The sequence below is a fragment of the Sulfurimonas sp. HSL-3221 genome, from assembly GCF_021044585.1.
In the GTDB taxonomy this organism is placed as follows: Bacteria; Campylobacterota; Campylobacteria; order Campylobacterales; family Sulfurimonadaceae; genus Thiomicrolovo; species Thiomicrolovo sulfuroxydans.
On sequence record NZ_CP087998.1, the window covers coordinates 2267806 to 2290982 of the forward strand.

General features: G+C 56.3%; 25 protein-coding genes and 1 tRNA gene. 6 read left to right on the plus strand and 20 right to left on the minus strand.

The features are described from left to right. Positions 1 to 10 precede the first annotated feature (10 nt). From cysQ to LOH54_RS11580, 9 genes are all read right to left on the minus strand, one after another. Complete coding sequence (gene cysQ / locus LOH54_RS11540; protein WP_231019232.1) at positions 11 to 793, minus strand: 3'(2'),5'-bisphosphate nucleotidase CysQ; 783 nt, start codon at positions 791 to 793, stop codon at positions 11 to 13. Beyond that, positions 786 to 1346 carry an adenylyl-sulfate kinase gene (cysC, locus tag LOH54_RS11545; protein ID WP_438273281.1) on the minus strand — a complete coding sequence of 187 codons (561 nt, stop codon included), beginning with the start codon at positions 1344 to 1346 and terminating at the stop codon, positions 786 to 788. Before cysC ends, cysQ begins: the two co-directional genes overlap by 8 nt. A gap of 67 nt (positions 1347 to 1413) precedes the next feature. Beyond that, a complete protein-coding gene (locus LOH54_RS11550) occupies positions 1414 to 1773 on the minus strand; it encodes a four helix bundle protein (protein WP_231019234.1) in 360 nt (119 codons plus the stop codon). Positions 1774 to 1827: 54 nt separating this feature from the next. Then, positions 1828 to 3561: an SLC13 family permease gene (locus LOH54_RS11555; protein WP_231019235.1), complete on the minus strand. Its 1734-nt coding sequence runs from the start codon at positions 3559 to 3561 to the stop codon at positions 1828 to 1830. Positions 3562 to 3571: 10 nt separating this feature from the next. After that, complete coding sequence (cysN, locus tag LOH54_RS11560; protein WP_231019236.1) at positions 3572 to 5047, minus strand: sulfate adenylyltransferase subunit CysN; 1476 nt, start codon at positions 5045 to 5047, stop codon at positions 3572 to 3574. Then, complete coding sequence (gene cysD / locus LOH54_RS11565; RefSeq protein WP_231019237.1) at positions 5047 to 5958, minus strand: sulfate adenylyltransferase subunit CysD; 912 nt, start codon at positions 5956 to 5958, stop codon at positions 5047 to 5049. The genes cysN and cysD overlap by 1 nt, the downstream gene beginning before the upstream one ends. A 311-nt stretch (positions 5959 to 6269) precedes the next feature. After that, positions 6270 to 6345 (minus strand) — tRNA-Arg (locus LOH54_RS11570). Between the two features lie 44 nt (positions 6346 to 6389). Further along, entirely contained in the window at positions 6390 to 6749 is a 360-nt protein-coding gene (locus LOH54_RS11575) for a hypothetical protein (RefSeq protein WP_231019239.1), read from the minus strand. Between the two features lie 5 nt (positions 6750 to 6754). Next, positions 6755 to 7138 carry a hypothetical protein gene (locus LOH54_RS11580; protein ID WP_231019240.1) on the minus strand — a complete coding sequence of 128 codons (384 nt, stop codon included), beginning with the start codon at positions 7136 to 7138 and terminating at the stop codon, positions 6755 to 6757. Positions 7139 to 7204: 66 nt separating this feature from the next. Between LOH54_RS11580 and LOH54_RS11585 the strand changes: the two genes are divergently transcribed. Next, positions 7205 to 7495: a DUF167 family protein gene (locus tag LOH54_RS11585; RefSeq protein ID WP_231019241.1), complete on the plus strand. Its 291-nt coding sequence runs from the start codon at positions 7205 to 7207 to the stop codon at positions 7493 to 7495. Positions 7496 to 8063: 568 nt separating this feature from the next. On the opposite strand, the gene argS is transcribed toward LOH54_RS11585, so the two are convergent. From argS to LOH54_RS11605, 4 genes are all read right to left on the minus strand, one after another. Continuing rightward, positions 8064 to 9659: an arginine--tRNA ligase gene (argS, locus tag LOH54_RS11590; RefSeq protein WP_231019242.1), complete on the minus strand. Its 1596-nt coding sequence runs from the start codon at positions 9657 to 9659 to the stop codon at positions 8064 to 8066. Between the two features lie 5 nt (positions 9660 to 9664). Continuing rightward, positions 9665 to 9901, minus strand: a complete 237-nt coding sequence (locus tag LOH54_RS11595) for a Sec-independent protein translocase subunit TatA/TatB (protein WP_231019243.1) — start codon at positions 9899 to 9901, stop codon at positions 9665 to 9667. A gap of 94 nt (positions 9902 to 9995) precedes the next feature. Then, positions 9996 to 10616 carry a guanylate kinase gene (gene gmk, locus LOH54_RS11600; protein WP_231019244.1) on the minus strand — a complete coding sequence of 207 codons (621 nt, stop codon included), beginning with the start codon at positions 10614 to 10616 and terminating at the stop codon, positions 9996 to 9998. Continuing rightward, a complete protein-coding gene (locus LOH54_RS11605; protein WP_231019245.1) occupies positions 10613 to 11326 on the minus strand; it encodes a hypothetical protein in 714 nt (237 codons plus the stop codon). Before LOH54_RS11605 ends, gmk begins: the two co-directional genes overlap by 4 nt. 75 nt (positions 11327 to 11401) lie before the next feature. Here LOH54_RS11605 and LOH54_RS11610 point away from each other — a divergent pair, with 75 nt between their 5' ends. Continuing rightward, positions 11402 to 11869 (plus strand): hypothetical protein, encoded by a 468-nt coding sequence (locus tag LOH54_RS11610; protein WP_231019247.1) that lies wholly within the window; start codon positions 11402 to 11404, stop codon positions 11867 to 11869. A gap of 4 nt (positions 11870 to 11873) precedes the next feature. On the opposite strand, the gene LOH54_RS11615 is transcribed toward LOH54_RS11610, so the two are convergent. The 3 genes from LOH54_RS11615 to rpsB all read right to left on the minus strand — a co-directional run bounded on the left by LOH54_RS11615 (position 11874) and on the right by rpsB (position 14459). Further along, positions 11874 to 12518 (minus strand): ABC transporter ATP-binding protein, encoded by a 645-nt coding sequence (locus tag LOH54_RS11615; RefSeq protein ID WP_231019248.1) that lies wholly within the window; start codon positions 12516 to 12518, stop codon positions 11874 to 11876. Between the two features lie 100 nt (positions 12519 to 12618). Next, positions 12619 to 13686, minus strand: a complete 1068-nt coding sequence (gene tsf / locus LOH54_RS11620) for a translation elongation factor Ts (protein WP_231019249.1) — start codon at positions 13684 to 13686, stop codon at positions 12619 to 12621. 2 nt (positions 13687 to 13688) lie between these two features. Next, complete coding sequence (gene rpsB, locus LOH54_RS11625; protein ID WP_231019250.1) at positions 13689 to 14459, minus strand: 30S ribosomal protein S2; 771 nt, start codon at positions 14457 to 14459, stop codon at positions 13689 to 13691. Positions 14460 to 14828: 369 nt separating this feature from the next. Between rpsB and LOH54_RS11630 the strand changes: the two genes are divergently transcribed. Next, the gene (locus LOH54_RS11630; protein WP_231019251.1) at positions 14829 to 16442 is read left to right on the plus strand and encodes a DUF3373 family protein; all 1614 of its coding nucleotides are present in this window, start codon (positions 14829 to 14831) and stop codon (positions 16440 to 16442) included. 57 nt (positions 16443 to 16499) lie between these two features. Here the strand turns inward: LOH54_RS11630 and LOH54_RS11635 are convergent, their stop codons facing one another. The 3 genes from LOH54_RS11635 to LOH54_RS11645 form a co-directional block, all read right to left on the minus strand. Next, positions 16500 to 17006, minus strand: coding sequence for a peroxiredoxin (locus LOH54_RS11635; protein ID WP_231019252.1), 507 nt, complete (start codon positions 17004 to 17006; stop codon positions 16500 to 16502). A gap of 488 nt (positions 17007 to 17494) precedes the next feature. Further along, entirely contained in the window at positions 17495 to 17938 is a 444-nt protein-coding gene (locus LOH54_RS11640) for a 2-thiouracil desulfurase family protein (protein WP_231019253.1), read from the minus strand. A 4-nt stretch (positions 17939 to 17942) separates the two neighbouring features. After that, positions 17943 to 19358: an aldehyde dehydrogenase family protein gene (locus tag LOH54_RS11645; protein WP_231019254.1), complete on the minus strand. Its 1416-nt coding sequence runs from the start codon at positions 19356 to 19358 to the stop codon at positions 17943 to 17945. A 152-nt stretch (positions 19359 to 19510) separates the two neighbouring features. Here LOH54_RS11645 and LOH54_RS11650 point away from each other — a divergent pair, with 152 nt between their 5' ends. Beyond that, a complete protein-coding gene (locus tag LOH54_RS11650) occupies positions 19511 to 19960 on the plus strand; it encodes a globin domain-containing protein (RefSeq protein WP_231019256.1) in 450 nt (149 codons plus the stop codon). Here LOH54_RS11650 and LOH54_RS11655 read toward each other — a convergent pair. Next, the gene (locus LOH54_RS11655; RefSeq protein ID WP_231019257.1) at positions 19957 to 20235 is read right to left on the minus strand and encodes a hypothetical protein; all 279 of its coding nucleotides are present in this window, start codon (positions 20233 to 20235) and stop codon (positions 19957 to 19959) included. The genes LOH54_RS11650 and LOH54_RS11655 overlap by 4 nt on opposite strands. Before the next feature lie 32 nt (positions 20236 to 20267). On the opposite strand from LOH54_RS11655, the gene ade reads away from it, so the two are divergent. Beyond that, entirely contained in the window at positions 20268 to 21896 is a 1629-nt protein-coding gene (ade, locus tag LOH54_RS11660; protein ID WP_231019258.1) for an adenine deaminase, read from the plus strand. Further along, entirely contained in the window at positions 21893 to 23176 is a 1284-nt protein-coding gene (locus LOH54_RS11665) for an NCS2 family permease (protein ID WP_231019260.1), read from the plus strand. Before ade ends, LOH54_RS11665 begins: the two co-directional genes overlap by 4 nt. The last annotated feature ends 1 nt before the right edge of the window (position 23177 follow it).

Genomic DNA, 23177 nt, shown 5'->3' on the forward strand with positions numbered 1-23177 from the left:
ATTACTGAATTTACTTTTGATTTTGTACAACAAACCAGGGGTTAAGTAGGTTCTCTTTGTTGTAGACCATCGGCACTTCTGCTTCAGCGTCTGGCTGGTACTGATAGGTCATCTTCCCGCTTTCACGCACGACGGCATCCGCCGCGGCCGTGTCCCATTCCATTGTCGGGGCAAGACGCGGGTAGACGTCGGCCTCGCCCTCGGCAACCATACAGAGTTTGAGCGAGCTTCCCTTGGAGACCTGGTGGATCTCCTCCGTCGTTTTGGCCAGCGTATCGATAAACGCCTGGGTCTCTTCCGAGAGATGCGACTTGCTCGCAACGACATTGAGGTACATCTCCGGGGTCAGGTTGTGTTTCAGCGGCAGGCTCTGGCCGTTTTTAAACGCACCCTCCCCCTTTTTCGCCTTGTACATATCGCCCAAGGCCGGGGCGTAGACAACGCCGAGGACCGGGCTGTCTTTGTGGATGAGCGCGATATTGACGGTGAACTCACCGTTCTTCTTGATAAACTCTTTCGTGCCGTCAATGGGGTCGATGCACCAGTAGTACTCCCACCCTTTACGCTCCTCGAAAGGCACCTCCTTGTTCTCTTCCGACATCAAAGGGATCTGCGGATAAAGCGCGGTCAAGGCGCTGCAGATAATCTCGTTGGAGAGCGTGTCCGCTTCGGTCAGCGGCGATTTGTCGTCTTTGTATTCAACGCCGAAATCCTTTTCGTAAACGTCCATAATGGCGTCTCCCGCCTTCTGGGCGATGGCGACAACGGCATCAAGTTCGATCTTTTCAAGCATTCAGGTGTCCTTTGGTTTCAAGATAGTCAATGACCTGCATCGCGGCCTCTTCGACGGGGATATTGTCATTGCGGATATGCACTTCCGGCGTTTGCGGCGCTTCATAGGGAGAGTCGATACCCGTAAAGTTGGGGATCTCTCCGGCCCGGGCTTTTTTATAGAGCCCCTTCGGGTCCCTGGTTTCGCAGACGGCCAGCGGCGTATCGATAAAGACTTCGATAAACTCCCCCGCCCCGACAAGGGAACGTACCTGCTCCCGGTCGCTTCGAAAGGGCGAGATAAACGCTGTCAGCACGATCTCGCCTGCGTCGACAAAAAGTTTCACCACTTCGCCGATGCGGCGGATGTTCTCGACGCGGTCTTCATCGGAAAAACCGAGCCCTTTGTTCAAACCGTGGCGGATGTTATCCCCGTCGAGCAGGTAGGTGTGTTTGCCCATCTCCAGCAGTTTCGCCTCGACGGCATTGGCAATCGTACTTTTACCCGATCCGCTCAGTCCTGTGAACCACAGCACACAGGGCTTCTGCTCTTTGAGTGCCGCGCGCTCGTTCATCGTAACATGGTGATCATGCCAAACAATGTTCAGATGTCGGGTGTTAGGTCCTGGGTTTTGGGTACTTTTAGACATGGAGTTTCCTATGTTTAATTAGTTGTTTCAACATTTTCGAAAGTGTATGACACTCTTCCAATCTTTTCGTATATAGATCTGCCTCGAGATAGCTGAGTTCATACGCAATGATTAGCTGTGTTTTCACTTCTGCTAATGAACCATTCGCTATATAGAAAAAACGAACAGCCTCCTTGTTGGTTTCGCGTTCATCACCTTCTGCAATATTTGAGGGCACGGAAACCGCAGCGCGCCTGATCTGATCTTTTAGTCCATAGTCTTTTTCAAAAGCAGGACTCAAGGTCAAACGGTAGATATCAACACTCAAGTTCTTCGCTCTTTTCCATACATCCAGTTCCTGAAAATTACCCATTTCCTGTCACCTTCCCTACAACCAAGTACCTACAACCAAACACCTAACTACCCCCTACCCTTCAAACGGAAAAAATATCGGTACCAGTGCCAGCACAAGCGCGCTGTAGAGCACCGAAACCGGCAATCCGATTCTGACAAAATCCGCAAACTTATACCCGCCGGGACCGTAGACCATCAGGTTCGTCTGGTACCCGTAGGGGCTCATAAAGCTGGCACTTGCGCCGTAGGCGACCGCCATGATAAAGGGCATAGGGTCGGCGCCCAGCGCCGTTGCCGTTGCATAGGCGACGGGGAAGCTGAGGGCCGCGGCGGCGTTGTTCGTGATGATCTCGGTCAGCAGGAACGTCATCAGGTAGACGGCGGCGAAGGTGCCGTATATTCCCATGCTCCCCGTCGCCTCTTTAATCCCGTTGCCCAGCATGTCCGCGACGCCGCTGTTCATAAGCACCTGGGCGATTCCCAGCGCCGAACCGATGATCAGTACCAGTTCGAAGGGGAACGTCAATTTTACATCGCGCAGCGACAAAAACTTGAGAATGATGAAGAGCCCCAGCAAGACAAAAAGACCTTTCAAAAAGGGGAGCACACCCGTCGCGCTTAAGACGATGGCGCCGAGGAAAAGGCCCAGAATGAGCAGGCTCGTTTTCGTATCAAACTTTTGGTTAAGCGAGAGGTTCGATACAAAATAGAAATTCTTTTTCAGGTTCTCGCGCTTGGAGAAGTCCTCTCCCGCCGTCAGCAAGAGGGTATCCCCCGCCTGCAGCTCAATATTGCCCAGCTTGCCGGAGAGCTTTTCGCTCCCGCGCCGCACCGCGACGACCGCCGCATCGAACTTCGTCCGAAACTCCGCCGTCTTGATGGTGTGGCCCACCAGCGCCGATTCGTGGGAAACGACGACCTCCGTCAGGTTATCCTGCAGAGGACAGCGCTTGTTGTCGAAAATAGCCAGCCCCTTGAAACGGTTCAGCTCTTGAACGTCGCGCATATTGCCCGTAAAGATCAGGACGTCCCCCGCCTGCAGCACCTCCCGCGGCGTGACGGGAGAGATCAGACGCTCCCCGCGCATAACTTCCGCCAAAAAGAGCTGTTCCATGCTGCGAAGACCGTTCTCCTGGATCGTCTTTCCGGCAAGCGGCGAATCGGAGCCGACCCGCGCCTCCAGAAAATAGCGTTCCTCCTGGGTACGCCCCTTTGTGGCATAGGTCGGCAGCAGCTTTGAACCGAATAGGCTCAAGAATAGCCCCCCGGCCACGGCCAGCGGGAGTCCGACATAGATAAAGTCAAACAGAGACAGCGGTGTCAGTCCCGCATCGACGACGAAGCCGTTGACGATCAGATTGGTCGACGTGCCGATGAGCGTCATCGTCCCGCCGAAGATCGCCGCATACGAGAGCGGGATCATCGCTTTGGAGGGGGCAACGTGTTTGTTGTTTTTGACCATGCTCATCATCGATGCGACAACGGCCGTATTGTTCAGAAAAGCGGAAAAAAGCGATGTCAGGCCCGTCAATCGCAGCATCGACGCGAAACGGTTCCGCGAGAAGACGGCATGCGACAGCCACTCCACGACGGCCGTGCGCTCAATGACGCTTGAAATGACGATCAGCAGTACCAACACGATCAGCGACGGATTGACAAAGTTGTGCAGCATCGCTTTGGTCTCGATAAGCCCGGTAAGGTAATAGAGCATCAACAGACCGAAAAAGAGCACGCCCGGACGGATGGTGCCGCGGATGAGCAGCACGATCAACCCTCCAAGCGAAAACAGTACCAGCATGACACTCATGGCGTATTACTTAATTTTTCTCAAATACGGAAACGTCACGGGCACCCCACTCGGGGAAGTGTTCACGGATGTAGGCATTGAGCGCCTTTTCGGCCTCGGTATATTCACGTACCGACGCGACTTTCTCATGCTCCCGCGCGGCGACGTCGACAATCATCCCCGCCCCGACGGTATTGTTCGTCACGCGGTCAACCACGATAAAACTGCCGGTCTGACGGTTGTCGCTGTAGTGGTCCGCCGCGATGGGACGGTTTAGCACCAGCTTGCACGAGGCGATATCATTGAGCGCCAGCGTATCGACCTGTTCGCGCGCGTAAGTGTTAACATCGATCTTGTAGTTGATGTCTTCAAAGCGCCCGGTCGCGTCTGACGTCGCCCGCTTGATGTAATAGCTCTGCTCCGGCTGCATCGGCGTCTCGTCCATCCAGACGAGCATCACTTTCAGTGCATTGGAGACGCGGGGAACGTCATCCGTATGTACCAGCATGTCCCCGCGGCTGATGTCGACCTCATCCTCCGTCGTAATCGTCACGGCCATCGGGGCATAGGCTGCAGCCGCCGTTGCATGACGGTCTGCCTCGGTGACGTCCCCGGAGTTGATAATGCTTTTGACGGTCGTTGTCTTGCCCGAAGGCAGAACGGTGATGGCGTCACCGACGCGGACACTGCCCGAAGCGATGGTCCCGCAGAAGCCGCGGAAATCGAGGTTCGGGCGGTTGACGTACTGCACCGGGAAGCGGAACGAGGCCTTGTCCCCGGCAATTTGTTCGGCATTGCGGTAGTCGATGGTGTCGAGCAGTTCGAGCAGCGGTTTCTCTTGGAACCACGGCATACGGTCACTCTTGTCGACAACGTTGTCGCCGTCCAGGGCACTCATCGGAATATAGATCGTCTCCGGACGTGCGGCACCGTGCATCGGCAGCTGGTCGAGCACCTCTTTCTCATAGGAGAGCTTGATCTCCTCAAAGCGCTCTTCGGAAAAGTCGACAAGGTCCATTTTGTTCACCGCCACGACAATGTGACGGATCCCCAGCAGGTTGACAATGTAGGTGTGGCGTCGCGTCTGGGTCAGGATCCCCTTGCGCGCATCGATGAGGATGATGGCGACGTCCGCCGTCGAGGCGCCGGTGACCATGTTGCGCGTGTACTGCTCGTGGCCCGGGGTGTCGGCAATGATGTACTTGCGTTTGTCCGTCGCAAAAAAGCGGTAGGCGACGTCGATGGTGATCCCCTGCTCACGTTCGCTCTGCAGCCCGTCGACGAGCAGCGCCATATCGATCTTCTCGCCGGTCGTGCCATACTTTTTGCTTTCGCTCTCCGCGGCGGCGAGCTGATCTTCGAAGATCATTTTCGAATCGTAAAGCAGGCGCCCGATCAGGGTGCTTTTTCCGTCATCGACACTCCCGCAGGTCAAAAAACGGAGCATATCCTTGTTCTCATGCTCCTTAAGATAAGCTTCGATGTTTTCTGCCGGTGTATGCGCCATTAAAAGTACCCCTCGATTTTTTTCTTCTCCATTGCCCCTTCCTGATCCTTGTCGATCAGACGGCCTTCGCGTTCACTGCTTTTGGAAAGCAGCATCTCTTTGATGATCTCCGGCAGGGTTGCGGCCGAAGAGTTGATTGCTCCCGTCAGCGGGTAGCAGCCCAGTGTCCGGAAACGGACCATCTCGTTCTTCGCCTTGGCCTTCAGCTCTTCAGGCACCCGTTCGTCATCGACCATGATCTTGGTCCCTTCGTACTCGACGACCGGGCGCTCCTTGGCGAAATAGAGTGACGGGATGGGGATCTGCTCAAGGTAGATGTACTGCCAGATATCCAGCTCCGTCCAGTTGGAAATCGGGAAGACCCGGACGCTTTCGCCCTTCTGGATCGCCGTGTTATAGACGTTCCACAGCTCCGGACGCTGGTTTTTCGGGTCCCAGCGGTGCTGCTTGTCGCGGAAGGAGAAGATGCGCTCTTTGGCCCGCGATTTCTCCTCGTCCCGGCGCGCCCCGCCGATGACGGCATCGTATCCGCCCATGTTAAGCGCCTGCTTCAGGCCCTCCGTCTTCATAATGTCCGTATGCACCTTGCTGCCGTGTTCGAAGGGCGAGATATTCATACGCTCCCCCTCGGGGTTCGAATGCACGACCAGGTCGAATCCCAACTCCTTGGCACGGCGGTCGCGGAATTCGATCATCTCGCCGAACTTCCACTGGGTATCGACATGCAACATTGGAAAAGGTACTTTGCCCGGGGCAAAAGCTTTCATCGCCAGATGCAGCATGACCGAGGAGTCCTTCCCGACTGAATACATCATCACCGGGTTTGAAAAGGCTGCGGCGACTTCGCGCAAAATGTGCACCGATTCGGCCTCAAGCTGTTTGAGGTGTGTCAGGCGTTTCTCATCTAGCATCTATGTTTATCCTTCCTTATGAATCTATGGGTGTTATTTTGATTGCAGAGGCACTCTACCCTTGTGCAGGAACCACTCCAGGAAATAGCAGTAATATGCACTTTCATCATCTAGGCAGCTGTCTGTAAATACGCACTCGTATTCGCATCGCTGCTCTCTATAAAATCTTCGGATTCTACCTTTTCTCATATAAATAGTGCATTAACTGGTGGTTTAGTGTTACAAAATACTAACAAATTTTTACGCTATCAGCGTACACATATAGCTTATTTTTTAAACAATATCTGTCGGTATTGGTCACGAAAAGTCGGTGGTGTCCCCACGAGGACTCGAACCTCGAGCTAGGCCTTAGGAGGGCCCTGCTTTATCCTGTTAAGCGATGAGGACGTATCGGAAAGAAATGAAGAACGATATTGTATCGAACGGAGCTTTCAATACTGGTAGACGCACTCTTTGTAGATGATCTTGACAACGGGCTGGACGTTGTTGACACGCCACTGCTCTTCGATAACCCTCTGGCGCAATCCGCTGCGTTCCCGATCCGCCGCGCGGAGCTTCCGCACAATTTCCGTATAGCTGTAATTGCGCGGATCGTTGCGGCACCAGGCCATCAGTTCTCCTCCTTTGGCAATGTAGCGGTAGTAGTAGTCGTAGCGCGACGTCGGAGATTCGATACGTTTCGCGGCGCGGTACTGCTTGTCGAGAGTGGTAAAATCGCTTTCAAGTTTTTCGCACGACACCGCGCCCAGCAGCAGCGGGAGAAACATCAGGAGAAGGATGGCTCTTTTCATGACGTTCACCTCGGCAAAGGGTGGATACCCTGCTGAATCGTGCCGCAGCGCACCTCGGTCACGACCGGCGGGTGGGTAATGGCGTAGCGTGTCAGTTCCGCAACGTTTTCCAGGTGGAATGAGGCGATGTCCGTCTTATCGGAGCTGATCTTCTTGCCAAGCATATACCACAGCGTCGTGCTCATTCTGTCTTTGCAGCGCTTATAGATCTTCCCGCCCTCGCTCCGGAACTGCCGTATCACCTTTTCGCTTGCCGGAGAGGGTATCTCGGCCTCTATCACCGCGTCATACGCCTTTCCAACCGGGGCGAAGGCTTCGACCATCCGGGCACACTCCTGTCGTGTCGCGGCAAAGAGCAGCATGGGGACGATCAGGAAAAAAAGTTTCATAGGCAGCCCTTTGCAGCATGTAGCACATAGAGTGGACTACGAATTGCTACGCGCTATAATGCCGTTATGTGGTACACCTTCGATAACGACGATCTCATTCTGCAATTGCGTATCCAGCCCAAAGCGAGTTCGAACGAACTGGCCGAAATCATGGGCGAGGAGCGCAAACTGCGCATCACCGCCCCGCCCGTGGACGGCAAGGCCAATAAACACATCATAGCACTGCTGGCGAAAATGTGCAAGGTCGCCAAGGGGGACGTAACAATAGAGTCGGGAGAGCTGGGAAGAAATAAGCGGGTGCGGATCAAAAGCCCCCGGCTGCTGCCCGACGGTGTCAACCCGCCAGCGTCAGCGTAATCTGCATTATGTCTAATAAGAGCTTCGACACGTCGAAGCGCATTAAATGAAATCAGGAACTGGACTTGAGCGCTCTTTGTAAGCCATCCCGGAGGCATAAAGCCGGGAGGGATGAGCGGATTCGCGAAAGGCCGCTTTTTGCGCTACTTTTTCTAAAAAAGTGGCATGAACATTTTTCCTTTTCCTTTCTTTTTACAAAGAAACGAAACCAAAGAAAATCGTCGTTGCGCGAATCGCTCGCTGCTCCCGGCTTTGGGCCTCCGCAGCGGCTTTCAAGGCACGCTTAACGACAGGTCGCCTATTGATTTATGCGCTTCGAGGACCGAAGCTAATATAAAAAAAAGAGCTTCGACACGTCGAAGCGCATTTAATAAAATTGGAAATTGGCCTCGAACGCTCCTTGAAAGCCATCCCGGAGGCATAAAGCCGGGAGGGATGAGCGATTCGTGAGAGGCCGCTTTTTGCGCTACTTTTTCTAAAAAAGTGGCAGAAAATAATGGGTTTTAGGATGGTGTACTTGGGGATTGCTGTTACCTAAATAGGTGGAAATGCGAAATAAGCCTGAGGCTTATTTCTCGTCGGCGACCATCCGGTCTTTGGCTGTGATCCCCATCAGGGAGAGGCCCGTACGGATGGAGAGGGCGACCATCAGGAACAGCTTGAGCAGTTTCGCCTCTTCCTCGGTCCCCAGTACGCGATAGTCGTAGTAGAACTTGTGCAGCCGTGCCGCGAGGGACTTGAGGTACTCGGGCAGCTTCTGCACCTGGCGTGACGCAAAGGCATCCTCGATCACTTCCGGCAGCAGCAGCGCCTCGAAGAGCAGCGCGTCGGCATCGGCGTTGAGGCCTGTGAGCTCCGCCGCCATGATCTGTTCTTCGCTCAACTCGCTTTTGGAGAGGATCGTCTGGATCCGCGCATGGGCGTAGTTAATGTAATAGACCGGGTTTGAGTTGTCCTGCTTCTTGAGGGTTTCGACATCGAATTCCAGGGCCGTGTCGCTCTTCTTGCTCGCAAAGATGAAGCGCAGGGCGTCCGCGCCGATCTCCTCGACGATGTCGCTCATCAAAATGACGTTGCCGGCCCGCTTGCTCATCTTGTACGGCTCGCCGTCTTTGAGCAGGCTGACCATCTGCGACAGCAGGATCTCCAGCTTCTCCGGATCGTAGCCCAGGAAGCGCGCCGCCGCTTTGACGCGGGCGATGTAGCCGTGGTGGTCCGCGCCCCAGATGTTGATGTAGTGGTCAAACCCCTGCTCGAACTTGCGGTTGTGGTAGACGATGTCGCCGGCCAGGTAGGTCGGGCGGCCGTCTTCGCGCACGACGACGCGGTCTTTCTCGTCCCCGTGCTCCGTCGAGCGGAGCCAAAGCTTCTCTTCGCCCTCGTAGACTCCCTCGCCCAGCTTCTTCATAACACGGTCCCAGTCGTCGTAGAGCGACGCCTCGCTGACAAAGGTGTCAAAGTGGATGTTCGCATCGCCCAGGTCGGAGACGATGAGATCCATCACCTTGTCCTTTGCCCAGAGCGCAAGCTCTTTCTGCCGGTCGGCGTTGGTGAGGATGTCGCTGCCGAACGCAGTCAGTGCTTCTTCGGCCAGGATCGTCATGTATTCGCCGCGGTAGTACTTCTCCGGCCACTCGACTTCCATGTTGAGGACGCTGTGCTGCCCTTCGAGTTGCAAGGAAAGGCCCAGCAGGTCGATCTGGTTCCCGGCGTCGTTGACGTAGTACTCGGCCGTGATGTCGTAGCCCAGGCGGCGTCCGAGGCGCAGAAGTGTGTCCCCATAGACCGCGCCGCGGGCGTGGCCGATGTGCAGCGGTCCCGTCGGGTTCGCGCTGACGAACTCGAGCAGGATCTTGCCTTCGCGGTCGGCATGGCCGAACTGTTCAGGGTTGGAAAGCGCCCATCCGGCGTATTCGTCCATAAAGGCTTCGGAAAGGCGGAAGTTGATGTACCCCTTTGTCGCTTCGACCGCGGAGAACATCGCATGTTCGCCGAAGGAGGATGCCAGTTCGTCGGCGATCACCATCGGTGATTTGCGCAGCTCTTTGGCCAGCGAGAAGGCAATGGGGGTGGCGTAGTGCCCGAAGGAACGGTCTTTGGGCTTTTCGAGCACGACCTCGCGCTCAAATTGCGCTTTGAGAAGCGCCGATACACGCTGTTTCAAATCAATTACGCCTGTTTTTCGGATTCTTTGGGTGCTTCGGAAGCTGCCGTTGCGTCACCGCCCTCGACTTTTTTGGGGGCCTCGTTGCTTGCAACCTCTTCCGGTTCGTCTTTCATCTCATTCTTGAAGTTCTTGATTCCCTTGCCGATACCCTTGGCAAGATCCGGAATTTTTTTCGCACCGAAGAGCAGGACGATGATCCCGAAAATCAACAGCAGTTCAGTTCCGCTTGGCATACCCATAGTAATTCCTTAGGTGGTTTTTTTGGAAATGTAATAATAGCGAAAAAATGCAGGGATATTGGTTAGTAAAAGCGTTTACGGCGGCGGAGGGGCGCTAGTGCGCTTCCCACGCCTGTACGAATGCGTTGATCTTGAGGGTCGGGACTTTCAAGCGGGCGGCCCTGGCAACGGAGACAAGCACCTCCGCCGCCTCGTCGAGGTCGTCGTTGATGATGATGTAGTCGTACTCGCTCATACGCTGGACCTCGCGTTTGGCCATATCGATCCGGCGTTCGATCACTTCCGCCGCATCGGTTGCCCGCGCCCGCAGACGCTGTTCGAGTTCGCTCAGCGTCGGGGTCGTGATGAACGCGGAAGTCGTAATGTCGCCCATGCGGTTTTGAACGGCATCGTGCCCCTGGACGTCAATGTCGAAGATGACCAGCTTCCCCTCGGCGAGGGCCGCCTTGACGGGCTTGAGCGAAGTGCCGTAGTAGTTGCCGTGGACGACGGCGTACTCCAGGAAGTTCTCCTCCTCGATGTCGCGCTTGAAGCTCTCCTCGTCGACGAAGTGGTAATGCACACCGTCCACTTCCCCCTCGCGCATCGGTCGTGTCGTTGTCGAGATCGAGAAGTAGTAGGGTCCGATCGCCTCGGCCACTTTTTTGATCAGAGAACTCTTCCCCGCACCGCTTGGGCCCGACAGGACCAGGATCGCTCCGCCGTTTTTGTTCATGCCTTCTCCCCGAATGAAATATCAATGCGCACACCCATCGCCTTGAGCGCCTGTGCGACCGATTCGTCGCTGAGGATCGCCATTAGATCCTGCAGGGCTTCAACACCCCGCGCATGCAGGTCGATGTCGCTGAAATCCGTCTCTTCCGGCGCACGTTCCGGTGCATCGGCGTCATAGAGCACCTCCTCGATCGGCTGTTCCCACTCCCGCCGGTCGATGTGCTCCATCGCCGCTTCGATCTGATCGCCGTACGTCGGCCCTTCGGCCTCGTCACTTTCCACGGCATCGAGCAGCTCTTTGAGCTCATCGATCTCCGCACTGTCAAAGAGCGGTGCCGCCGACTCCTCCTCCCACGCTTCCGCCGCTTCGTCGGCATCGAAAACGTCGCTGCGTTCGACCAGCGCGCTGACGGCCATCTCCGCAACATCAAGGGCCCGCGCTAGCTCTTCGGGCAGGAACGGTTTCCCCAGCGCCGCGTCATACCCCTGGGGCATGGCGTCGAAGCGCGAGCCGATGAAAATGGCATAGTGTCCCTGCGTTTTCGCGGCCGCCGCATCGTAACTCGCGGCGACACTGTCATCGACGATGGCGACGTCCGCCCGCTGCCCGCCGGCGGTACCCGGAAGCAACAGGGTATCCCCGCGTTTTTGTGCCAGACGTTCGACCAATTTAGCGACAATGGGAGTGGTGTTGAACAGCGCGATGGTCATAACGTCCCTTGAATGCGGTATGAAAATACCCGTAAAAGTGTGTTAACATTGTAACAAAAAAGCATCCGAATTCGAATGAAACCCCTCCTGATCGCCGGCCTGATCCTCACGGCCCTCTTTGCCGACAACGCGCTTTTGCTTCCGCACCGCTGGCAGGATGCCCGGCACACCCTCGGGGTGATGATTCGCAGCGGCAACACCCCGTTGCTCCTCATGACAGAGCGCCTTGATGACTCCTATCTCCGCCAGGCCCTCCGCCAAGCGCTCGAAAACGATAGGAATGTGACGCTCATCACCTCCTCGCGGGAGACCGCATCCCGGTGGGCGATGTACCGTTCGCTTCACGCCTGTCTGCTGCCCCCCGGAACGGTCATGACCTTCAGCCTCCTCCGTACATCCGAAACAGGCTGCATGGTCAGCGGCACACTCGAGACCGAGACGCTCCGAAGCGCTTCGGGTCTGATGGTCTGCAAAGAGCGCAAGGCGTTCAATGAAACGGTGCGGTTGCTGCAGCAGGAGTGCAGAGGGTACTTCAAGCGTTGAGGCGCTATTTCACCCGGACCAACTGATGCTCGTCGAGCTTGTATACCCGCTGGCAGCGGTCCGCCAGCTGCAGTTCGTGGGTGACAAGCAGGAGCCCGGCGTCGTGTTTCGCGATATAGCTGTCAAAAAGGTCCATCACTTCGCAGGCCGTCTCCAGGTCCAGGTTCCCCGTCGGCTCGTCCGCATAGATCAGGCGCGGTTTTTTCGTCAGCACCCGGGCGACGGAGAGGCGCTGCTGCTGGCCGCCGGAAAGTTCCGTCACCTTCTGGCCCACAACATGTTCGATCTTGAGGGCCCGCAGCAGCTCCGGCTCGACCGGCTCGTTCGAGAGGATGGATGCGACCTCGAGATTCTCCGCACCCGTAAACCCTTTGAAGAGATAGTGCGACTGGAATATGATCCCAAGCTGCTTCCGGCGCAGCTCCACCAAACCGCGATTGGAGAGCCCCTCCATCGGTTCGCCCATCAGCGTCACGCTGCCGCTGTCGGGAGTGAGCAGGGTCGAAAGGATATGAAGCAGGGTTGATTTTCCGCTGCCGCTGACCCCGATGATGGCAACGGACTCATGGCTCTCGATGGAGAGATCCACACCGGAAAAAAGCGGGTAATCGAAATGGTGGGCAATGCCGCTGGCTTCTAGCAGTTTCATGAATGCAATGATAGTGCGTTTTGCGTTAGTTCTGGGTTAGTTTTGGGGTAATGGGAGAAAAACGGGCGACAGTGTCACCCGGAAAGGGGCAGCAGAGGGCTTACGCCATCTGTGCAGCGACTTCGGCAGCGAAATCGTCTTGTTTCTTCTCGATGCCTTCGCCGACTTCGAGACGGATGAATGCGACGACTTCAGCACTGCCGCCGGCAGCTTTTGCCGCTTCGGCGACTGCAGCTGCAACCGTTTTCTTGTCATCAAGAACATAGTTCTGATCCAGGAGGCACTGCTCTTTGTCAAGCGTCGTGTTATCCTCGATGTAGCGCGCGAGTTTACCCGGCAGGATGTTCGGGATGATCTTCTCAGGCTTGCCTTCGGCGATCAGTTCCTCTTTCATCTTCGTTTCCGCAGCGGCCAGGACATCCTCTGTCAGTTGAGACATGGAGATGTACTCCGGCACGTTTTTGAGCGGCTTTTTCAGACGCGCGAGCTCTTCGTTCTCTTTCTTGATCGCTTCGATGCGGCCTTTTGTTTCCGCCTCGACATACGCCGCGTCGAAATCTTTGTAGCTCAGCGTCGTCGGTTTCATCGCGGATGCGTGCATGGCGACCTGCTTTGCGACGGCGACCATGGCGTCAGCCGTTTTCGCGGAGTCACACTCGATCGCAACGATAACGCCGATGCGCGTGTTGGAGTGAACATAGCCGTTGACCGCGACGTTTTCGTTTCCGCTCAGTGCCGCGATGCGGCGAAGTTCGATCTTCTCGCCGATCTTCGCGACCGCTTCGTCGAAGTAGACGCTGAACGCTTTGCCTTCGTACTCGGTTTCGCGCAGCGCTTCCGCACTGTCCGCTTCTGTCGTGAACGCCTGCTCTACCGTAGTAGAAACGAGGTTCTGGAAGCCTTCGTTTTTCGCAACGAAGTCTGTCTCGGAGTTAACCTCGATCAGTGTCGCACGCTTGTTGTCTGCAGAGATCTTCAGACCAACAGAGCCTTCAGCAGCAACGCGGTCCGCTTTTTTAGCGGCCTGAGCAATCCCGCGTTCACGCAGCCACTCTTTGGCTTTTTCCATGTCGCCGTTTGACTCGGTGAGCGCCTTTTTACAGTCCATCATCGGTGCGTCAGTCGCCTGACGCAGCTCTTTTACCATTGCTGCTGAAATTGCTGCCATGCTTATGCTTCCTCTGTCGTTGTTTCTTCTGCTGTTTCTTCCGCAGCTTCTGCAGCCGCTTCGACCTCTTCGCCTTCCGCTTCCGCGTTGTCGGCTATCATCGCTTTACCTTCGTTGACCGCTGCTGCCATCTCTTTACAGAAAAGCTGGATCGAGCGGATAGCGTCGTCGTTGCCCGGGATCGGGAAGTCGATCAGGTCCGGATCACAGTTCGTATCGAGCGGTGCGATAACTGGGATACCGAGGTTGCGTGCTTCTTTAACGGCGATGTGCTCTTTGACGGCGTCAACGACGAACATCATATCCGGCAGTTTTTTCATATCGCGGATACCGCCGAGGTAAGACTCGAGCTTCTCTTTCGTACGAGCCATCATCAGCGCTTCTTTTTTCGTCAGCAGGTTGATCTGGCCGCTCTCTTGCATCTGCTCGATCACCTCAAGCTTGCGAAGGGATTTCTGGATCGTCGGGAAGTTGGTCAGCATACCGCCGAGCCAGCGGTTGTCAACGTAAGGCATACCACAGCTCTCTGCCGCTTCTTTGACGGCAACGCGTGCCTGTTTTTTCGTACCGACGAACATGATCGTCTTGCCTTCGGCAGTTGCATCAACAACAATCTGATACGTGTTGCGGAAGTAGCGCAGCGTCTTCTGCAGGTCGATGATGTAAATGTTTTTGCGAACACCGAAGATGTATTTTTTCATTTTCGGGTTCCAGCGGCGTGTTTGGTGGCCGAAGTGGACACCGCACTCGAGAAGGTCTTTCATAGTTACCATAATTATGGTCCTTTCTGCATCGTGCCTCCGAGGCACGATTAAATTAAAAAATACCGGTTCGCTTCAATGCCCCCGGCAGTCCTGCTCTATTTTTTCAGAAAAGGCTGCACCGGTTTTTGGGTTTGGCACCTGAGATCTTGTTCCCCGGCAGTTCGGTCAGAACGCATGGAGAAAATCGCGGAATTTTACCTTACATAGCCTTAAGAAAGTGTTAAGCAATAACGGCTCCACCTCCCCTTTGCAGCTGTTAATTTCAATTTCTATTTATATTACTTCTGGTAGGCTGTGTAATACCTTTGTGATTAATTTGTTTTTCTTATGTTTAGGATTAGTTGTCCGGAAAAACAGACACAGGTACAAGGAGTTAAAATGAAAAAACAGTTGATCCTTTCCGTTGCCGCCGCGGCCATACTCAGCATCGGTCTCCAGGCCGATGAAACGACCGACCGCATGGAGGCGATGGAGGCGCAGATCGAGGCCCTTCAGGAACAGCTTTCCGCCATGAAAGACGCCAAAGCCGATGAAACGGCAGCCACTGAAGACGATGAAGAAGGCAGTGAAGAGGAGGTGGATGAGACCGATGAGCGTCTGACCGACCTTGAAGAGCAGGTCAGCACGATCAACCGCAACACCTCCGGAAGCCACCTCAAGTTCGGGGTCGATTTCCGTACGGCCGTCGACAATCTGAACTACAAGATGGCCGGGAACGCCTACAATCCCGATACGATGGCCTTCGACGGTGACGACACCCAGAGCAATGACGCCTTTCTCACCAACCGCCTCTGGCTCAACATGGAGTGGCTGGCGACGGAAAATATGAGTTTTACGGCCCAGCTCGCCTATAACAAGGCCTACGGATACCGCAGTGGGTTCAATGGGGGCTACCCGGGCTTCGAGACCTTCGACTGGATCACGAACGAAAACGCCTATGACGACGTTGTCCGCGTCCGTTCTGCATACTTCTTCTACCGCAACGACACCTTCCTCGGTGCGGAGATCCCCTGGACCTTCAGCATCGGCCGCCGACCCTCCACCAACGGCCACCTGATCAATCTGCGTGACGACGACCGTCCCGCTTCGCCGATGGGGCACAACATCAACGTCGAATTTGACGGGATGAGCTCCAAGTTCAGCTTTGAAGATCTCACCGGCATCGACGGGATGTACATCAAGTTCTGCGCCGGACGCGGCGGCACGAATGCCAACGCGAAGTTCTTTACAATCAATATGGATAGCAACAATACCCTTGGTATCGCCGCTCCCTACGCCAAGAATGACGCCGACCTTCCGGACATCGACCTCGGCGGCCTGATCTTCGTTCCTTACGATGACGGCCAGTACAGCCTCGGCGCACAATACTACTATGCCGCCCACCTCATCGACGCTTCCGTCACCCCGACGCCGAGCGGATACGTCTTCCATAATATGCAGGATGTTGGGAATATGCACGCGGTCACGGCGAATTTCATGATCAACGGTATCGGCAACGGCTGGAGCGATTTCCTCGACGATACGATCTTCTTCGCCAGCGGTGCCGTGAGTATCACCGATCCGAAAAAGGGTGCGGCCGATCAGGGGATGCTCGGTTCGAAAGAGAGCAAAACCGGTTCGTCTTACTGGGTCGGTCTCCAGATCCCGACGCTGTTCACCGATATGGGCCGTATCGGCTTCGAATACAACCACGGCGACAAGTACTGGCGTTCTATCACCTACGCCGAGGATACGAACATCGGTTCCAAAGTCGCGACGCGCGGTAGTGCTTACGAAGCGTACTACACGGACTACCTGATCGAGGATGTCTTCAGCTTCCAGATCCGTTATACGTACATCGATTACGAGTACACCGGTTCCAACGGATTCTTCGGCTCTACGACGGGTACGCCGTATAAGATCGACGATCTCGCCGCCACCAATCCGGGACTGGCAAGCGCGACCGTCGACAAAGCACAGGACATCCGCTTCTACCTGCGCTACCGCTACTAAGCACCTCCCCTTCGGGCGGTGCCTCGTAACGTTTTACTTCACCGACGGAAAAACCCTTTAGCCGTTCTGCAATTCCGCCAGCTTCTTTTTTACCTCTTCGACATGTACGATCTCGTATTTAACTCCCTGCTTTGAACGCTTCTGGCGTACTTTGACGTTCCCCCATGCCGCGGCGACTTTGCCCTCCGGGTCAATGATGTAGGTCGTGCGGACGATGCCCATATACTCTTTGCCGTAGTTCTTCTTCATGGCCCAGACGCCGTAATCTTCCATCATCGCATGCTCCGGGTCGCTGAGCAGGGTGATCTTCAACGACTGCTTCTCGATAAAGCCGCGGTGGACCTTCGGGGAGTCGGCGCTGACGCCGAAAATGGCCGCCTTGAGCCCCTGGAATTCCGGCAGCTGCTCGGTAAAATCGCACGCTTCGGTCGTACACCCGGGCGTATTGTCCTTGGGGTAGAAGTAGAGCACGATCCATTTCCCTTTGAGATCGCGCGAACAGATCTCCACCTCGTCCTGGTTCTCCAGGCAAAAATCCGGTGCAACAGTTCCGACTTCCAACATCATATGTCCTTTATTTTTTGATGAATCATAGCATAGGTGCCAAGTGCAGCAACCATTCCTTCCTCTCAAGACCAAAGGTCGAAATTGAACGCGCTTTGTCGCGACAAAGCATAACAGCTTCGGTTTCCGAAGCGCATAAATCAATAGGCAACCTGTCGTTAAGCGTGCCTTGAAAGCCGCTGCGGAGGCATAAAGCCGGGAGCAGCGTGCGATTCGCGCAACGACGATTTTCTTTTGGTTCTTTTCTTATGAAAAAGAAAAGAATGAGGGGCCTATCTCTTTGCCACTTTTTTAGAAAAAGTAGCACAAAAAGCGGCCTTTCGCGAATCGCTCATCCCTCCCGGCTTTATGCCTCCGGGATGGCTTACAAAGAGCGCTCAAGGCCAATTCCTGATTTGATTGAATGCGCTTCGATGTATCGAAGCTCTACTTTTCCATTCGCTTTGGTTTCGTTTCTTTGTAAAAAGAAAGAAAAAGAACACCGGGACCTATAAACTATTCTCGTCGACGATACTGATATCGGGAAACGCATGCAGCAGCAGGTCCGCCGCCACCCCGTTTCCTTTGGCGATCTCGTTGCCCGCTTCATCCAAAACAGGCGTCGTGCCGATGCCGCAGCTGGGGGATTTCGATTTGAGGATGATCCCCGTCGCGTCCGGGTGCGCCTTGATCAGCGCCTCGGTCTGTTCGATAAGCGCATCAGTTACGTCCGTATCATCCGCATCTTTTTTGACCCGCAGGCCGTGATCCTCCGTCGCGATGACGCTGATCCGCCCGCGGGGTGTCCCCAGAACCGGGGCTTCCGGGCAGAAGGGAATCACCTCTTTGTCTGCAAGAAAGGTGAGAACACCGTCATCCCTTTTGGAGCAGCCGTCATACCGGCACGCTTCTCCCAGCAGACACGCCGAGACGATCACTTTCTCTTTTTGCATGATGCTACGCGATGACGACCGATTTGAGTTCCGTCATCTCCTCGATGGCGAACCGCGGCCCCTCGCGGCCGACGCCGCTCAGCTTGACCCCGCCGTAGGGCTGGATGTCAAAACGCAGGGTCGGCATATCATTGATGACGACTCCCCCTGCCTCGAGCTCGCTGATCGCGCGCTGCGTCAATGCCAGGTCGTTGGTAAAGACGGAGAACTGCAGCCCGTAGGGCGAATCGTTCATCCGGGGGGCAGCGTCGTCGAAGCCCTCGACCTTGACCAGGGAGACGATCGGCGCGAAGACCTCCTCGCAGACGATCGCCATATCATCGGTGACGTCCGCCATGACCGTCGGGTAGAACATCGTGCCTTCGCACTTCACCTCCGTCATCGGACGCGCCCCTTCGTCAATGGCGCTTTGCACCCATGAGAGTGCCCGCTCCGCCGCCTCTTCGTTGATGAGCGGTCCCATAAAGGTGTCGTCTTCGTAGGGCGATCCGACAACGAGCTTCTGCGTCGCTTCGGCCATTTTCTCCGCAAACGCGTCGTAGACGTCACTGTGGACATAGATGCGCTGAAGCGAGATGCAGACCTGCCCGGAGTTGACGAAGGCCCCGAGCGCACAGCGCTGCGCGGCAAGATCGAGATCGGCGCTCTTGTCGATGAAGGTCGCCGCGTTGCCGCCGAGCTCCAGGCTCACCTTTTTGATCCCGGCACTCTTGGTGATGATGTTGCCGACCGGGACGGAGCCGGTGAAGCTGATCTTGCGCGGGATGTCGCTGCCGACCAGGGTACTGCCGACTTCGGCATCGCCGTAGACGACACTCAGCGCATCCTTGACCGCATAAGGGCTCTCGATGAAGATTTTCGCGAACTTGTAGGCCGTCAGCGGCGCCTCCGGCGTCGGTTTGAGCACGACCGTATTCCCGGCGACAAGGGCGGGGGCGAGCTTGTGCGCTACCAGGTTCAGCGGGAAGTTGAAGGGGGTGATCGCCGCAATGACGCCGACCGGTTCGCGGATATAGAAGGCCGTCGTCTTACGGCCGCTTGGCATCGCATCGGTATTGATCGTTTCGCCGTGCATGGTGCGCATCGTCTCGGCGGCGAGGATGACCGTTTCGATGCAGCGCTCCACCTCGACCCGGGCGAAAGCGATCGGTTTGCCGACCTCGTCCGTAATCGTTTTTGCCAGGTCTTCTTTCTGTTCCCGAAGCTTTGCCGCTACGTCGTGCAGCCAATCGCAGCGCTGTGACAGCGTCGACGCTTTGGCCGCTTTTGTGGCCGCTTTGGCAATCTCCAGTGCCCGAATGGTTTCCTCCGCGACGCAGACGGGAGCCTTCGACACGACCCTGCTGTCATAAGGGCTGCGGCGTTCCGTCCACTGGCCTGTGACCGCTTCCGTCGATCCGAAAAATACTTTTGCTTCCATACTACTGTCCTGGTATAAAAAGTGTATCTATTATACAAGGCGGGCCGTTAAGCCGCCGTTTGCCCCCCGCCATTAACACTGATTTTAGAAAAAACCTTTTACAATCGAAACAAAAAATGCGGCATCCCCCGGGTGCCGCCGATAGGAAAATGATGCTTAACCTTGAAATCATCCCCGGCCAGCTCGGCGTCCGTCCCCCGGTAACAAAACCCCATCCCGGCTTCTACCCGCAGGTCGGCGAAGCGCGCTTCCGTAAACTCGTCGACGAGCACTACGAACTGATCCGTAACAGCGATATCGCCTTCCTCTTCCCCGTCAACGACGAAGATGACTTCCAACAGGCCAAGACCAATGCCGCGGACTTCTTTATCCAGATCTGCGGCGGCCCGGACTACTTCAACCAGCACCGCGGCGAGCCCCGCATGGTCGGCCGCCACGCCCCTTTCCGCATCGACGAAGCGGCCCGCCGCCGCTGGCTGGAGTTCTACGCCCAGCTGCTGCCGCAGCTCGTCGAAGAGGGCATCGACGAAGCGTACGTCCAGTCCTTCTGGGACTACATCAACGTCTTCTCCGCGTGGATGATCAACACACCATCAGCCTAAGCACTAAGCACGCTAAAAGTATCCGCTTCTTTTGTCAAATCCGAAACGGTACTTAGCGTGTCAGCCGGATCACCGGTGAATGGATTGTCCCGAAAGCGGCAGCCTTTTATCCTTTTTTCTTCCCGGTTCGGCTTCTTTTTTGAATAAGCATAAGCGCTAAAGCGCAATACATGCGAGGCACTAAATACCAAGTCGTAAAAAAGAAGGGGGAACAAAACCCCAATTGAGAAAACGAAATCTCCCCAAGTAATCCCCCCTTTATCCCATCTATGCAAAAATGTATTCGATTGAAAAGAGGTGCAAAACCATGGTCATCGAATCCAATTACGTCGATATCCGCCGCCGCGAGATCTACCCTGCCAGTGTCGTGATCGAAGCAGGTCTCATCCGGTCCGTCACCAAAATCGACACCCCCTGCTCCACCTACCTCCTCCCCGGCTTCATCGACGCGCATATCCACATTGAAAGCTCCATGCTCCCGCCGAGCGAATTCGCCCGCCTCGCCGTCCTTCACGGTACGGTGGCAACCGTCTCCGACCCCCACGAGATCGCCAACGTCCTCGGGATCAAAGGGGTCGAGTTCATGCTGGAAAATGCCCAGAAGGTCCCCTTCCACTTCGCCTTCGGGGCCTCCCCCTGCGTCCCGGCGACCCCCTTTGAAACAAGCGGCGCGCTCCTCGGCGTCGAGGAGGTGAAAACACTGCTGGCAAACCCGCAGATCCGCTACCTTAGCGAGGTGATGAACTTCCCGGGGGTTGTCGCCGGCGACGCGGAGATGCATGCAAAGATCGCGGCTGCAAAGACGCTGGGAAAACCCGTCGACGGCCACGCCCCCGGTCTGCGCGGCGACGACCTGAAACGCTACATTGCTGCCGGCATCACGACCGACCATGAAGCCTTCACCTACGAAGAGGGGCTGGAAAAGGTTCAGGCGGGCATGAAGATCCTCATCCGTGAGGGCTCCGCCGCGAAAAACTTCGAAGCCCTTGCCCCGCTGATAAAAGCGTACCCCGACATGCTGATGTTCTGCAGCGACGACCGCCACCCCGACGATCTCCGCCGAGAACATATTGACGCCCTCGTACGGCGCGCCGTCGCCAAGGGGTATGACCTCTTCGACGTGCTTCGCATCGCCTGCCTCAATCCCATTGATCACTACGGGCTCGGCGTCGGTACGCTGCAGCCGGGGGAGAGCGCCGACCTCATCGAAGTCAATAATCTGGAGGATTTCAGCGTTCTACGGACCGTTATCGGGGGCCGCATTGTTGCCGAAAAAGGCAGAAGCCTTATCCACTCCGTACCGCTGCCGGAGCTCAACAACTTCCATGCGGCGCCTAAGCGGCCGGAGGATTTTGCCTTTCCGCCCTGTGACACCGTGGAGGTGATCGAGGCCGTCGACGGCGAACTGGTCACCCACGAGATGATCGCCTCGCTGAAAAACGTCCCTGCCCGCCGCATCGGTGACCCCGAGCACGACATTCTCAAAATTGCCGTCGTCAACCGTTACGAAGAGGCCCCGCCCGCCGTCGCCTACGTCAGCGGTTTCGGACTGAAAGAGGGGGCCATCGCCTCCAGCGTCGCCCACGATTCCCACAACATCATCGCCGTCGGCTGCAGCGACGAAGCGATCGCCGAGGCGGTCAACCTCATCATCGATTCCCGGGGCGGTATCTGCGCATTGAACGCCGCGGAACAGCATCTGCTGCCACTGCGCATCGCCGGGATCATGAGCGGAGAAGACGGTTTCAAAGTCGCTGAACAGTACGAAATGCTGGACCGCTTCGCAAGATCGGCGCTGGGTTCAAAATTGCACGCACCGTTTATGACCCTCTCGTTTATGGCGTTGCTCGTCATCCCCGAACTCAAACTCAGCGACAAGGGGCTCTTCGACGGGCGGACCTTCCACTTCATCAAAGGGTGCAGAACAGAACCATGAACCCTTTTCAACTCCGCGACCACGGCACGGACGTCCGCACCGAGATGACCGCCGGCTTTACGACCTTCCTCGCCATGCTCTACATCGTCCCCGTCAACGCCGCGATCCTCAGTGCAGCAGGCCTTCCTTTTGATGCCGTCATCACGGCGACGGCGGTCATGACCATCATTGCCTCCATCCTCAACGGCCTCTGGGCCAACACCCCTATTGCCATGAGCGTCGGCATGGGGCTCAACGCCTACTTCAGCTTCGGGCTCGTCAAGGGGATGGGGCTGGCATGGCAGACGGCGCTGGGGATCGTCTTCCTCTCCGGCATCCTCTATATCCTCATCAGCATCACTCCGCTGCGGCGCTGGATGATCACAACGATCCCCGTCGATGTCAAACGCGCCGTCAGCGCAGGTATCGGGGCCTTCATCGCCTTTATCGGGATGGAGCAGCTTCACCTCATCACGGACAGCCCGGCGACCCTGGTCACCCTGGGCAACCTCAAAGACCCCCACCTCCTCATCGGCCTCTTCGGCCTCGGCCTGGCGATCTTTTTTGTCATCAAAAAGGTCCGTGGAGCCTTTATCCTCTCCATCACGTTGACCGCCCTGCTCGCCTGGGCGACGGGGGTGGAGCCGATGCCCGAGAGCTTTTTCTCCCTGCCCGCCTCTATGGCACCGATCGCCTTCGAACTCGACATCACCTCGGCGCTCAGCCTCTCGATGGCGCCGCTCATCCTCATCTTCCTCATCACCGACCTCTTTGACACCCTCGGCACCCTGACGGGGGTCGGGATGCGCGCGAACCTCTTCCACGGCAAGGACTCCGTCCCCCTGCAGCGCACCATCGAGGCCGACGCCGCGGCGACGATGCTCAGCGGCCTTGCCGGGGTCACCAGCACAACCGCATTCATCGAGAGCGCCGCGGGCGTCGAAGCAGGTGGACGGACGGGACTGACCGCCGTCGTTACCGGGCTGCTTTTCATATTGCCGCTCTTCTGGCTCCCCTTTTTCCAGGCCATCCCCTCCAACGCCGTCTATCCCGTTCTTATCGTTATCGGCGTCATGATGTTTGGGGAACTGCAGCACATCGACTATTCGGACGCGGCGGTCAAATACAGCACTTTCCTCATCGTTCTGGGGATGCCGCTCACCTACTCCATCACCGACGGCCTGCTGCTGGGCTCACTCGCCTACGTCTTTATCCGCCTCATCCAGGGGCGCTTCAGGCAGATCGATATCGCGATGGGCGTCCTCGCCGCCGTCGCCCTGCTCGTCTTTTTCGTCCTCTGAA

Excerpts from the sequence above, each read along its gene's own strand:
- cysQ (WP_231019232.1), bottom strand. The coding sequence starts at position 793 with ATGCTTGAAAAGATCGAACTTGATGCCGTTGTCGCCATCGCCCAGAAG.
- cysC (WP_438273281.1), bottom strand. The coding sequence starts at position 1,346 with ATGAACGAGCGCGCGGCACTCAAAGAGCAGAAGCCCTGTGTGCTGTGG.
- LOH54_RS11550 (WP_231019234.1), bottom strand. The coding sequence starts at position 1,773 with ATGGGTAATTTTCAGGAACTGGATGTATGGAAAAGAGCGAAGAACTTG.
- LOH54_RS11555 (WP_231019235.1), bottom strand. The coding sequence starts at position 3,561 with ATGAGTGTCATGCTGGTACTGTTTTCGCTTGGAGGGTTGATCGTGCTG.
- cysN (WP_231019236.1), bottom strand. The coding sequence starts at position 5,047 with ATGGCGCATACACCGGCAGAAAACATCGAAGCTTATCTTAAGGAGCAT.
- cysD (WP_231019237.1), bottom strand. The coding sequence starts at position 5,958 with ATGCTAGATGAGAAACGCCTGACACACCTCAAACAGCTTGAGGCCGAA.
- LOH54_RS11575 (WP_231019239.1), bottom strand. The coding sequence starts at position 6,749 with ATGAAAAGAGCCATCCTTCTCCTGATGTTTCTCCCGCTGCTGCTGGGC.
- LOH54_RS11580 (WP_231019240.1), bottom strand. The coding sequence starts at position 7,138 with ATGAAACTTTTTTTCCTGATCGTCCCCATGCTGCTCTTTGCCGCGACA.
- LOH54_RS11585 (WP_231019241.1), top strand. The coding sequence starts at position 7,205 with ATGTGGTACACCTTCGATAACGACGATCTCATTCTGCAATTGCGTATC.
- LOH54_RS11595 (WP_231019243.1), bottom strand. The coding sequence starts at position 9,901 with ATGGGTATGCCAAGCGGAACTGAACTGCTGTTGATTTTCGGGATCATC.
- gmk (WP_231019244.1), bottom strand. The coding sequence starts at position 10,616 with ATGAACAAAAACGGCGGAGCGATCCTGGTCCTGTCGGGCCCAAGCGGT.
- LOH54_RS11605 (WP_231019245.1), bottom strand. The coding sequence starts at position 11,326 with ATGACCATCGCGCTGTTCAACACCACTCCCATTGTCGCTAAATTGGTC.
- LOH54_RS11610 (WP_231019247.1), top strand. The coding sequence starts at position 11,402 with ATGAAACCCCTCCTGATCGCCGGCCTGATCCTCACGGCCCTCTTTGCC.
- LOH54_RS11615 (WP_231019248.1), bottom strand. The coding sequence starts at position 12,518 with ATGAAACTGCTAGAAGCCAGCGGCATTGCCCACCATTTCGATTACCCG.
- tsf (WP_231019249.1), bottom strand. The coding sequence starts at position 13,686 with ATGGCAGCAATTTCAGCAGCAATGGTAAAAGAGCTGCGTCAGGCGACT.
- rpsB (WP_231019250.1), bottom strand. The coding sequence starts at position 14,459 with ATGGTAACTATGAAAGACCTTCTCGAGTGCGGTGTCCACTTCGGCCAC.
- LOH54_RS11630 (WP_231019251.1), top strand. The coding sequence starts at position 14,829 with ATGAAAAAACAGTTGATCCTTTCCGTTGCCGCCGCGGCCATACTCAGC.
- LOH54_RS11635 (WP_231019252.1), bottom strand. The coding sequence starts at position 17,006 with ATGTTGGAAGTCGGAACTGTTGCACCGGATTTTTGCCTGGAGAACCAG.
- LOH54_RS11640 (WP_231019253.1), bottom strand. The coding sequence starts at position 17,938 with ATGCAAAAAGAGAAAGTGATCGTCTCGGCGTGTCTGCTGGGAGAAGCG.
- LOH54_RS11645 (WP_231019254.1), bottom strand. The coding sequence starts at position 19,358 with ATGGAAGCAAAAGTATTTTTCGGATCGACGGAAGCGGTCACAGGCCAG.
- LOH54_RS11650 (WP_231019256.1), top strand. The coding sequence starts at position 19,511 with ATGCTTAACCTTGAAATCATCCCCGGCCAGCTCGGCGTCCGTCCCCCG.
- ade (WP_231019258.1), top strand. The coding sequence starts at position 20,268 with ATGGTCATCGAATCCAATTACGTCGATATCCGCCGCCGCGAGATCTAC.
- LOH54_RS11665 (WP_231019260.1), top strand. The coding sequence starts at position 21,893 with ATGAACCCTTTTCAACTCCGCGACCACGGCACGGACGTCCGCACCGAG.